Raw genomic sequence first — 12,006 nt, 5'->3', positions numbered from 1 at the left:
AGCGCGATCCCGGGGCCAGTCCAGGCGTGGCATGGAATCGTGGGGCTCAATCCGCGATACCGGCCAGCTTGCACGAACAGGTCAGAAGTGGACGATCACGTCGCCAGCAGCCACCAACTGGTGGTTCTTGGGATTGCTGGGGCCGGTGCCGGTGGGATCGATGTTGAACGCCGCCGCGTCGATCGAGCGGTAATAGGTCAATTCGGGGCGCACCTCGATCTGCGGCGAGAACCAGTGCTGCAGCCCCAGACCCACTTCCCAATAGCGGGTCTTGGTGCCGGTGCGCTGGCCTTCCTCATCGTTGTAGTATTCGGTGCGCAGCGACACGTTGTCGAGCGGATCGGGTTCCCAGTTCCAATAGGCGAGCGTCGCAAACGTGTGCGCGGTGCACGACAGGGCGTCGGGATTGGCGCACTGCGCGCCGCTGGGGCCGTTGAACGGATAGAACTGCGGGCTGAACGGCGTGCCACCGGCGGCAAAGATCGCGGCACCGGCCGAACCTGGGTCCACGTTGATCACGTGTTTCTGGTAAAGGTCATAGACTTCCAGCGCAACGTGGGTATTCGACGTGAACTTGTGGTAATACGTGCCACCAAACCATTGCAGGTTGTTGTAACCCCAGGTGCCGCTGTTGATCGCGTCCGCGCACAGATAGATGTTGTCGCGCGCGGAATTGTTTTGATAGCGTACGCAAGCGGTGATTGACGGCTTGGCGCCGGGATCGCGCTTGAAGTTTGCATTGGGGAACAGCGTGTCGGTTACGGCGCTGCCGTCGGCGTTGTAGAACACCTGGCCATAGGCGTAGTTCGGCAATTTCTGGTTGGCGTTCCACAGCGCGGTGTCAGACCCGGCGCTGATACCCAGTTGCAGGAACAGGTTCTTGGTCGCCGCCAGCGTCAACTGCACACCTTCGTTGGTGTAGTTGTCGAAGGTATAGGTCAATGAATGCGAATACATATAGTTGTTTGGCGCAAGCTGCGCTTCGATATCAGGCAAAGAGATGTACCGGCCGATACGGATCATCAAACCCTGGGCAACCTGCGGCACGAAGATTTCCGCATAGATCATCGGCATGTCATAGCCGTTGACCTTGTTCTTCTGGTATAGACCCTGATCGACCAGAAAGCCCCGGCTGGCAGTATAACGGTAATTGGTGCCGTACAGCCCCGATACGCGAAAACCCCAGTCAACATGATCGGTCTGCACGGTGTCTGGCGTGCGTTCGATATAGTACACCGCCTGGTCGAGCACGACAGTGTTGGGAGCAAAGTCATAGGCCGCGGGCGCGTTGCCCTGGCGCACATTGCTGGTCGACAGGTTGCCGCCGACATCGACCCAGCCATAGACCTGGATATGCGCCTTGGCCAGCGCCTGGCCCAGGCTCGTATCGGCGAGCGCCGTCATCAGCGGGCTGTCGACCGAATTGGGCCGGTTGACGCCCAGTAGCGTGGTGCCGCCATAGGAATATTCGGTGAACGGATAAGGCGGCGATGTGGTCGGGGCCGGTGTCCAATCGGCGCGGCGCGACGCAGGCGCGTTCGGATCGGTTTCCAGCGGCGATGCAGCCAGGCCCCATTCGGCGGCCTGATAGTTGAAGAATCGTCCGATCACGCTGGTGCCCAGCGCGGAATCCTTGATGGTGGCCGGTGCTGCAGGTGCGGCCGCCGGTGCAGGCGCCGCAGCCGGTGCGCTGGCCGCCTGATCGCCCGCGTCGGCGGTTTCAGCCGCCGCAGTGGTGCTCAACCCCATCGCGGTGCCAAGCATCAGCCCCGCATAGAGGCCTGCATAAGATCGCTTCATCGTGTGCCCTCATGTCGGCTCCGATCGCGCACCCGGTTTTGCGGGCTTCACGCTGTGGTCCGACGGGCATCATCGCTAGGCGCCAAGCGGATTAAGAAGCAAAGGGCGGTTCGCTGATGCAGCATAAAGTTTTCGTAAAGATTTCAGAATGATGTACGTCAAATGGCGTACGTGGGCCGGTATCTAGTCGGTTTCGGGCGCCAACCATTGACCCAGATCGGGCGCTTGTGCGATCAGCGCCAACCCGTGTGCGATCGATGTCAATTCCCCGCCACCGGCCAGTTTTGCCTCACCAAATCGCTGCGCAAACAGGTTGCGCACTGCCGGAATCAGCGATGATCCGCCGGTCAGGAACACATGGTCAATCTGGTGCGGGGCCAGGCCTGCGCCGGCGATTGCGCTGTCGACCGTTTCGGCAATGCGGTGCAGATCGGGCGCGATCCACTGTTCGAATTGCGCGCGGCTGACTTCGGCCTCGATCGTCAACCCTTCGCCGCTGAACCGGAACTGGCCGTGGGTGGCGCCCGACAGGGCACGCTTGATCTGCCCGACTGCTTCGTAAAGCCCATGGCCCAGCTCGTTTTCGACCACCGCGATCATCCGCCCGATCGCGGCGGGATCGGTGGCACTGTGGCGCAGCCGGGCCAGTTGTTCGAGCGTGCGCCGGTTGCGCATCAGCGCCAGCCGCGACCAGTCGCCAAAATCGGCAAAGTGCGCGGGTGGAATTTCCAGCACTTTGTCGAACGAGCGATAGGTGCCGCCTTTGCCGAGCAGCGGCAGCACCAATTGATCCATGATGCGGAAATCGAACCGGTCTCCGGCGATCCCGATCCCTGCGGCGCCCAACGGTGTGCAGCGTTGCGCCGCGCCCGGTTCGGCCACTTGCACCACCGAAAAGTCGCTGGTGCCGCCGCCAAAGTCGGCCACCAGCAGCACCGCCGGTTCGGTCAGCCGCGCGGCAAAGCTGTAGGCGGCGCCCAGCGGTTCATAGACATAGGCGACCTTGCGACCCAGCGCGGCGAACATCGCCTCATAACGCGTGCGCGCCAGCGCCGCATCGGGGCGCGATCCGACATAACGCACCGGGCGCCCGACCACCACGTGATCGGGCAGATCGCGCATCGCCGAGCCGCCATGCGCGGTCAGATGGCGCAGAAAAATCTGTCCGAGCTCTTCAAACCGCAGGCGTTTTTCAAACAGTGTCGCGTGTTCGAACGCCGCATTGGCCGCCACCGACTTGAACGACTGGATAAACCGCGAGGCCGAGGGATAGTCGAGAAATTCGGCGATCGCCCAGGGCCCTGCGGCATCGGCCAGCCCGCCGCGCACCGCTTCGTCGTGCCAGAAACACAAGGCGGACCGGAACACTTGGGCCGGGCCATCGGGCGTGGCGAAATCGACCAGATCGACCGCGCCTGCTGCATCGGCGCGCGCCACCACCGAATTGGTCGTGCCGAAATCGATGCCCAATGCGGCGTGCCTGTGCGGCGACATGGCGAATAATTCCTCGGCGTCGGTGGAACGGTCGGGCGCTATGGCAGCGTCGCCGCGATCCGGCAACCGCACATGCGATCAGGCCGGCGGCAGCACCGCCAGCCAGTGGCTGATGGCGATCACCGCGATCCCCGCCAGAACCGTCAGGTGGGGCAGATAGCCCGCGCCGGTGGCCACACCCGGTTCGGGGCGCAAGTGCAGATCATCGACCATGTCGGCGGGAAAGTGGCCCTTGTCGACCACATAGTGCCGCCAGGCAAACACCGGGAGGATCAGCGCGACGCACACCAGCCCGGTGTAAAGCGTGCCTTTGCCCAGCAAATCGGCACCAACCCCCATCAACGCCAGATTGACGAACGACAACACCGTACCTGCGCCCAGCAACACGTTGGGCGCACGATAGGGGCGTTCCCAGCCGGGGCGATCCATGCGGTGGATCCATGCCGAATTGAGATTGAGAAAGTTGAACAGGATATAGCAGACGTTCGACACGCCCAGCACGAACACGTAGTCCGACATCGACAGCAGGATCAGGTTGAACCCCAGATCGGTCCACATCGCCGCGGTCGGCGCCCCGGCATGGTTGACCCGGCCCAGATAGCGCGGCAGCCAGCCATCGGTCGATGCCTGATAGAGCGTGCGCGAAGACCCGGCCATCGACATGATGATCGCCAGCAGCAGCGCCAGGATCATCATCACCACGATCACGTTGCCAACCACCGGCCCGGCGTGGATCATCCCCGCCATCGCCTTGCCCACGCCCATGTTGTCGGCAATGTCGGGCGCCAGCATGCCGTTCAGCCCGAGCACACCCTGAAAACTGATCGGTACCAGCGTGAACACCACGATGCACAACAGCCCCGACGACAGGATCGCCTTGAACGTGTCGCTGGCCGGATTGCGGAATTCGCGAGTATAGCACACCGCCGTTTCGAACCCGTATGTCGACCATGCCGCGACAAACAGCCCGCCCATGAAGATCGAAATGCCCATCGCATCCCAATGGCCGTTCACCGGGTGCCCGGCGGCATCGTGCGTCAGCGGCAGGATCGGCCAGATATTGGCGCGCGGCAGATCACCGGTCAGCAACGGAACCAGCCCGATCAGCAACAGCGGCAGCAAGGCAACCACACCCAGCACGACCTGGGTGCGCGCGGTCGAACTGATCCCGCGATGCTGGATCGCAAAGGCAATCAGCAAAAACGCTGCGCCGATGATCGCGGTGGCATTGATGCGCAGCGTCAGCCCCGCCTTGAGCATCGACAGATCGACCAGAGTGACCTGCCAGGTGTTGATCGCGGCATTGGCGCCGAACAGGATCGACAGCGAAAACCCCGCCGCCAGTCCCGATCCGATCGCCAGCACCGGCGACCAGGCCAGCCAGTTGCACCACACCGAAACCGGTGCAAACAGCTTTGAATAGCGCGCCCAGGCCACTGCGCCATAGACCGAGGCGCCGCCCGACTTGTCGGGAAACAGCCCGGCGATTTCGGCATAGCTGAACGCCTGGATAAACCCGAACAGGATCGACAGCGTCCACACCAGCCACGACGCAGTGCCGACCGAGGCGGCAATCGTGCCGACCGTGAACAGCACCAGCGCAGGCACCCCGCTGGCGATCCAGAACGCGCCGGTCCAGCTTATCCCGCGTTGCAGTCCCGGGCTGTCAGCCGGTTCGGCGTGCGCCACACTTGCCATTGTTCGTCCTTCGCAACGGGGGGATCAGGATCGGACGCGCGTCTTGTCGGGATCGTAATGCGGAAACCGCACGACCTGGGCACCGATACGTTTCTGCTGCCCGTCCAGCTTGCCGATGGCGAGCACAGTGCCCGGCGCCGCCTGCGTCACATCGATCCGCGCCAGCGCGATCGTGCGGTTGAGCACCGGCGATCGCGTGGCGCTGGTGATCACGCCGACCTGTACCCGCCCGGCATAGACCGCATCGCCGTGCCCGACATGATCGGCACCCTCGATATTGAGCCCCACCAGTGTGCGCTGCGGATGCTCGCGCCGCCGTGCCAGCGCCTCGGACCCGACGAAGGCGGTGCGCTTTGATTTGGGCGCGGCAAAGCCGATGCCGGCCTCGAACGGGTCGGTCTGGTCGCAGAATTCATAGCCCGCAAACACCAGTCCCGCCTCGATACGCAACATGTCGAGCGCATCAAGCCCGGCCGGCAACAGCCCGTGCGGTTCACCTGCAGCGATCAGCGCGTCCCACAGTTCCGGCGCGCGGGTCGGGTGGCACCAGATTTCATAGCCAAGCTCTCCGCTATAGCCGGTGCGCGACACCACCACCGGCACATCGCCAAGCCGCCCGGTGGTAAAGCGGAACCAGCCCAGTTCGGCCACGCTGGGCCGATGCGCGGGGGTGGTCACCAGCGGGGCCAGAATGGTGCGCGACAAGGGGCCCTGCAACGCGACATTGGCAAGCTGGTCGGTGGATGAACGCACCCACGCCTGCAACCCGCGCTCGGCGGCAAGCTGGCGCAGCCACACGCCGCACCAGTCTTCGCCGCAGACCCAGCGGAAATTGGTGGGGCCCAGGCGGAACACCGTGCCGTCGTCGATCATCCCGCCGGTTTCGTGGCACATCGCGGTATAGACGATCTGCCCGACGGCCAGCTTGGTCATGTCGCGCGTGACGGCCAGATCCATCAACGTTTCCGCATCGGGCCCGGTCACCTCGAACTTGCGCAAGGGCGACAGGTCGATCAGCGCGGCGCGCTGGCGGCAGGCCCAGTATTCGGCAATCGCCCCGTGATTGGTATAGGCGCTGGGCAACCAGAACCCGCGATAGTCGATCATCTGGCGGGTCAGTGCGGCAGTGCGCGGGTGAAATCCGGTTTCGCGGGTCAACCGGGGAGGGGCGTCTGGGGTCATGCGATGGGCATTGCCGGCGCGCAGCGCGGCACTCCTGTCATAGATGCGGACATGGATGTCGGTGGGTTCCCAGCCATTGGCCGGATCGATGTCATCGGCACACGAGGATGACGCGCAAACCAGATCGACGGCCGCGCGCAGCAGCACATAGTCGCCGGGGCGCGACCACGGTTCGTCCATGCCGATGGTGCCGTCTTCGGCAACGAAGGTGTTGTAGAAGAAATTGATCGCGGGCCAGCCTGCGCGCGCCGCCACGCCGTGCTCGGCCAGCGCGCGGTTGAAATTGTCGGTGCAATTGGCATGCCCGGGATAGCCCTGATCGTCGTAATACTTGGCCGTGCAGGCCAGCAGAAATGTGTCATGCCGACCCACCGTATCGGCCACCACTTCGACCAGCGGGCGCAAGTCGGCGTCGAAATAGCGTGCATGAAGCCCGGGGCTGGAGAAACTGCGCCCCATCAACGTGCGCGTGACGGTGGGATCGAGCCCGCGTTCTTCGCCGCGATCGAGCGCCGCGGCATCGAACGCCAGGAAATCGGAACATTGCCGCCCGGCAACATCGATGATCTGGATATAGTCCCCGGCGCGCACGCGATAGGCGCGCGCGGTGGCGGCATCGACGCGCACATCGAGCAACGGTTCGGCCAACGGCGGGGGCAAGTCGGCGCTCGCATCGGCGCGGGCAATATGCACGTGCAGGTCGGTCGGCGCATCCTGCGCCTCGGGCGCCATCGGCGCGCCTGGCGCGGTCAGCGTGACGGTCATCGCACGATCGGCGGTGAACCGGTGCTCTGCCCCTGCAACATCGCCAAACAGCGCGATCGCCTCGTCCCCATCGGCGGCATGGCGCACCAGCACCCCGGGTTGCAGTCCTTCGGGATCGACGATCCGCACGCGATCACCGGGACCGAGTGCAAACTGTGCCTCGCTGCCGCCCGGCACCACGAACAGGCGGTCCTGCGCGGCGGGCAAGGGCGGGTCGCTGCGCGTTGCCGTGGCCATTGACCCGCTCTTGCAATCAGACGGTGGTGTCGCTGGTGGCCAGGAACGCTTCGAGCGAATCGTCGAGCGCCTCCATCCAGCGGGTGTGGTGACGCGGGCTCATCGTGCCGGTCAGTACCGAGCGGTAGGACTGGTTGCGATAGCCCATGATATCGTGCTGCTTGTCGTGCTCCCACTGTTTGAACAGCGCGGCCACCGCCTCGGTATCGAGGTGCGGATAATCGGTCGCGGCGATCAACTGCGCCACATAAGCCGCCTGGAAATCGATCTGCTGCTCGGGATTGGCGGCGGCTTCCTCACGGGCCTGCCATTCGGCACTGCTGGCGGCGCGGGTTGCGGCATCGGGGATGGCGATCTTGCCCAGGATCACGTCGCGCACAAACCAGGCCTGCGCGTCGAACATGTTGAATGTGAAAAACTGGTCCTGCATGCCGACATAGAACAGCGCGGGATTGTCCTGCCACACCACCCCCTGCCACAGATTGCCGGGATAGAGCCGGTTGTGCGTGACCAGACGCAGATCGTCGGTCAGGAACGGGAAATGGTGCAGATAGCCGGTGCACATCACGATGGCATCGACCACTTTTGAGGTGCCGTCGATGAAATGGACGGTGTTGCCTTCGACTTTGGTCAGCAAGGGGCGTTGTTCGAACTGTTCAGGCCAGTCGAACGGCAGCGGGCGCGTGCGATAGCTGAACGTGACCGACCGCGCGCCATACTTGATGCATTGCGTGCCGATGTCTTCGGCCGAATAGGAACTGCCGACCATCAGCACGTCCTTGCCCGCGAATTCATCGGCAGAGCGGAAATCGTGCGCGTGCATCACCCGGCCGGGGAACGTTTCGATGCCTTCGAACTGCGGCACGTTGGGGGTGGAAAAATGCCCCGAGGACACGATCACGTGGTCAAACGTTTCCTCGTAGGTCTCGTCGGCAATCTGGTCCTTGACCCGCACGGTGAACAGTTTGCCGGCGTCATCCCACGACACCCAGCGCACGGGGCTGTTGAAGCGCACATAAGGGCGCACCCCCGCGCGTTCGACCCGGCCCATGATATAATCGTGCAGCACCGCGCGCGGCGGATATGACGGGATCGGACGCCCGAAATGCTCTTCGAACGAGTAATCCGCGAATTCGAGGCATTCCTTGGGGCCGTTCGACCACAGATAGCGGTACATCGATCCGTGGACGGGTTCACCAAACTGGTCGAGACCGGTGCGCCAGGTGTATTTCCACAAGCCGCCCCAATCGTCCTGCTTTTCAAAGCAGACCACCTCGGGAACCGCGATCCCCTTGGCTTTGGCGCTCTGGAACGCACGCAGCACGGCAAGTCCGCTCGCACCGGCACCAATCACTGCAATCCGCTTGGCCATCACTGTCTCCCGCCCCATGGCAGTCCGGCGCCCGATTTCGCGGCGCCAACATCATGCCGAACGATAACCGGCACCCCGATTACCGTCAACTCTTAGGAAAAATAATTTCGTATAAAGAATGTTTCCTGCACAATTCAGCCCCCGGTGCTGCCCGCGCGGGGATAGATGATGATCGACAGATAGCGTATCACGCCGGCGCCCATCGCTTCCGGCCCATGCTGGGCCTGGCTGTCGAACAACAAGGTGTCCCCGGCCTTGAGCTCATAGCTGCGATCGCCATGACGATAGGACAGCTCGCCCTCCAGCATATAGATCAGTTCGGTCCCGCTGTGCGAAAAGCTGGTATAGGGCAATGCGTCGGCCGACAGCGTGATCATGTAGGGTTCGATCACCAGATCACCGCTGAGCAAATGGCCCAGCAATTGGTAGATATGCCCTGCCTTGGTGCCGCGCCGTTCGATCTTCACGCCCTGCCCGGCGGCCACGAACGAACAGTCCTGGCGATCCTCGGCCAGCGCAAACAGCGCCGAAATCGGCACGTTGAGCGCCTGCGCCAGCGAATGCACCGATGTCAGCGAGGGCGAGATCTGGCCATTTTCGATCTTCGATAGCATCCCGGTCGACAGACCCGCCGCCGCGCTGAGATCGGCCACCGACAAGTCCTGCTGACGACGCAACTGGCGCACGCGCAGGCCCAGCGCCTTTTCCAGCGCGCGCGGATCGTTGCGCGGGGCGCCCGAACCGGTCGGGAACGGTTCCGCCAGGGCGGGCGCATCGGTCGTTTCGACCGCTGGTTCATCGTTCGCGCTGGTGCGTCCCCGGCGTGGCATCTGTGGTCTCCCGTCAATCCGACAAAGCAGCACAATCGGGCGTGATGCCGGGTGCCGTGGGCGCACCGTCGTCAAATTGGGCCAGATAGGCAACCAGCAACTCGCGATAGCGGGTCAAACCCTTGTATTCGGCAATGTCGGGATGCAGATCGCGCATCACCCGGTGCAGGCGGCGGCCCCACTTGGGCACGCGGGTCAGTTCGTTCAGGCTGGCCAGATACGTCCGGATGCCGAACAGCAACGCGTTCGATCGCGGCAGGCGGAAAAAGCTTTGCAATTCGACGCGCAGGAACAGCCGGTCGCCAATCGTTTCCGCGGTCAGGCTGGCGCGATCGGGCCCCCACAGCGGATAGTTTTCGGGCGAGGTGTCGAGCCGCGGGTTGATCGTCATCGTCCAGTTGAGCCGCCGCGCCGGATGGCCATAACGCACCCGCATCAGATATTGCAGCGCGCGGTCGAACACCCCGGCCTGATGCGCCAGCGGCACTGGCCCATGCCATTCATGGAACGTCATGCCGACATCGAACGCCAGGCTCCAGTCGGCGGGCACGGTGGCAACGCCGCCATCGATGTACAGCGTGCCATCGCGCTGATCCTGCAGCGTGAAATCGCCCTGCGCCTGGCGCACGATATATTCGAACGGCGGATGGGGCAGGGTGGTCGCATCGCCAAAGCGAAAGGTGTGGTGGATGCCCAGTGGTCGGTTGGTCCAGGTCCAGTCGAGCCCGTCACGTTCGAGCGTGAACTGGTCGGGATAGTCCGCAGCCAGACTTTCCATGATCAGTTCGAGCGTGTCCCACTCCGCCTCGCGCATATGCGGCAGCACCAGACAGCGGCCCGGTTCCAGCGCCAGCACTTTGGCGCGTTCCGCGCATTCAGCCACGTAATGTTCGTCGACATCGAACCCTACGGCAAACACGCCCGCCGATCCGGGGCGCGTGTGCGGTTCCATGTTGACGCCATACATGTAGGCGTCTTCGCCGAACGGAAAGGGAAAGCGCAGGATCGCGGTTTCGCTGTTGCCATAGCGGAAATCGTCGCGGAACGTTTCGTCGGGCTTGAACCGGGTCGCCATCACGGGGTGTCCTTCAGATATCGAGCACGAGCAGGGCGCTGCGGCTGCGCGAGACGCAGGGCATCACATGGCACCCCTGTGCGCGCTCGGCTTCGCTCAGGAAATGGTCGCGATGTTCGGGTTCGCCCTGCCGTACGGGCAGGATGCACACGCCGCAGGCGCCCCCCCGGCACAGCGATGGCGTGTCGATGCCGGCCGCCTCGATCGCTTCGAGCATGGTCTGGTCGCCCGCCACCGCGATCTCGATATCCGAAGCGGCGAGGCGCAGCACGAAAGGTTCGCCCCCGGCGGCGCCGAAATCCTCGCGATGGACGTGGCTCGATGGCCAGCCAAGCCCGGCGGCGGCGGCCTCTACATGGTCCATCAGCCCGGCCGGGCCACAAGTATAGACATGGGTTCCAAGCGGTTGCGCCGCCAGCAACGCGGGCAGATCGAGGCTGGTGCGACCGCCATGGATATGCACCTGCTCGCCCGCGCGCGGTGCCAGCAGTGCGGCAAACACCCCGATTTCATCGGCGCTGGCGATCTGGTGCAATTCGAACGGCGCGCCGGTTTCGCGCAAACGGGCGACAAACGCCAGCAGCGGCGTGATGCCGATGCCGCCGCCGATCAGCAGATGCTTTTTCGCCTGACTGTGCAACGCAAACAGGTTGTGCGGCACGGTCGCGTCGATCACGTCGCCGGGCGCCAGTGCCTCGTGAATATGGCGCGATCCGCCGCGCGAACGATCCGCGCGCCGCACGATCAGTTCATAGCCATGTTCGGGGTCGGCGCTGACCAGCGTATAGGAATTGCGCAAGGGCCGCGCGCCATCGGCGCCCGGCAGGCTGAGCGTGATATGCGCGCCGGGGGCGGCGGGTGGCAGCCGCGCGCCATCGGCGGCGCGCAGATGCACGCGGCGCAGCCCCGGCGCGATCAGCGCGGCATCGGCCACCACCAGGGTCAGCGTGTGGTTGTCCATCATGCGCAAAGATCCTCGACCGGGGGCACTTCGCCGGGCGCTTCGGCATCGCACTGCACCCCCATCCAGGTGTTGTGGACCCGCGAAAAATGATCGCGTACGGTCAGCACCGCGCCACAGCCCGCGCATGTGACCAGCGTGGTGGTGACGCCGGGATTGACCGTGCGGCAATGCACGCAGGCGACGCGGCGTTCCGGCGCCCCGCAGGCGAACAGGCGCATTTCCTCGCGCCCCATGCCCGCCTCGCGCGCGATTTTTGCCACATCCCACACGAACGGTTCACTGCCCACGGCATAGATCCGCAGGCCCATCGTTTCCGCCGCAAGCCGATGACGCAGCAGCGCAAGCAAATGGCTGGCCGAACGAAAGCGCTGTTCACTCGGGGCCCCGAACGGCTGCGGCATGACCAGCGCATGCCCCGCCACCGTCCAGCGTTCGGGGAAATCGGTCAGGCCATGGCCGGGGGCAAAGGCGTCGTCGGGAATGGCGGCGCCATCGCACAGCAGCAGATGGGCGCGCGCCTGCGCAAACGGGGAAAGCGGGGCATAGCGGGGGCGGTTGGTCATCGACAAAACAGTCTCGAACAAGGCCT

Annotated in this window: 9 protein-coding genes; all 9 read right to left on the bottom strand. The window is 64.2% G+C overall.

Going from position 1 to position 12,006, the window contains the following annotated elements; translation table 11 throughout:
* Positions 1-81 precede the first annotated feature (81 nt).
* The 9 genes from AQZ49_RS02215 to AQZ49_RS02175 all read right to left on the bottom strand — a co-directional run bounded on the left by AQZ49_RS02215 (position 82) and on the right by AQZ49_RS02175 (position 11,980).
* Positions 82-1,800, bottom strand: a complete 1,719-nt coding sequence (locus AQZ49_RS02215; RefSeq protein WP_067612157.1) for an outer membrane beta-barrel protein — start codon at positions 1,798-1,800, stop codon at positions 82-84.
* Between the two features lie 183 nt (positions 1,801-1,983).
* On the bottom strand, positions 1,984-3,294 hold the full coding sequence (locus AQZ49_RS02210) for an Hsp70 family protein (protein ID WP_067612155.1): 1,311 nt from the start codon (positions 3,292-3,294) through the stop codon (positions 1,984-1,986).
* A 78-nt stretch (positions 3,295-3,372) separates the two neighbouring features.
* A complete protein-coding gene (locus AQZ49_RS02205; RefSeq protein ID WP_067612152.1) occupies positions 3,373-4,992 on the bottom strand; it encodes a trimethylamine N-oxide permease in 1,620 nt (539 codons plus the stop codon).
* A gap of 24 nt (positions 4,993-5,016) precedes the next feature.
* Positions 5,017-7,176 carry a trimethylamine N-oxide demethylase gene (locus AQZ49_RS02200; protein ID WP_067612148.1) on the bottom strand — a complete coding sequence of 720 codons (2,160 nt, stop codon included), beginning with the start codon at positions 7,174-7,176 and terminating at the stop codon, positions 5,017-5,019.
* Between the two features lie 16 nt (positions 7,177-7,192).
* Positions 7,193-8,548: an NAD(P)-binding domain-containing protein gene (locus tag AQZ49_RS02195; protein WP_067612145.1), complete on the bottom strand. Its 1,356-nt coding sequence runs from the start codon at positions 8,546-8,548 to the stop codon at positions 7,193-7,195.
* 134 nt (positions 8,549-8,682) lie between these two features.
* Entirely contained in the window at positions 8,683-9,378 is a 696-nt protein-coding gene (locus AQZ49_RS02190; protein WP_067612143.1) for a helix-turn-helix domain-containing protein, read from the bottom strand.
* A gap of 13 nt (positions 9,379-9,391) precedes the next feature.
* Positions 9,392-10,453, bottom strand: a complete 1,062-nt coding sequence (locus AQZ49_RS02185; RefSeq protein WP_067612141.1) for a heme-dependent oxidative N-demethylase family protein — start codon at positions 10,451-10,453, stop codon at positions 9,392-9,394.
* Between the two features lie 13 nt (positions 10,454-10,466).
* On the bottom strand, positions 10,467-11,417 hold the full coding sequence (locus AQZ49_RS02180; RefSeq protein ID WP_231738609.1) for a PDR/VanB family oxidoreductase: 951 nt from the start codon (positions 11,415-11,417) through the stop codon (positions 10,467-10,469).
* Complete coding sequence (locus AQZ49_RS02175) at positions 11,414-11,980, bottom strand: dimethylamine monooxygenase subunit DmmA family protein (protein WP_067612600.1); 567 nt, start codon at positions 11,978-11,980, stop codon at positions 11,414-11,416. The genes AQZ49_RS02180 and AQZ49_RS02175 overlap by 4 nt, the downstream gene beginning before the upstream one ends.
* Positions 11,981-12,006 lie beyond the last annotated feature (26 nt).

Origin of the sequence: Novosphingobium sp. FSW06-99 (assembly GCF_001519065.1) — a bacterium.
Classification (GTDB): domain Bacteria; phylum Pseudomonadota; class Alphaproteobacteria; order Sphingomonadales; family Sphingomonadaceae; genus Novosphingobium.
Note: the sequence above shows the minus strand (reverse complement) of the source record. Positions and strands in the feature narration are given on the sequence as shown.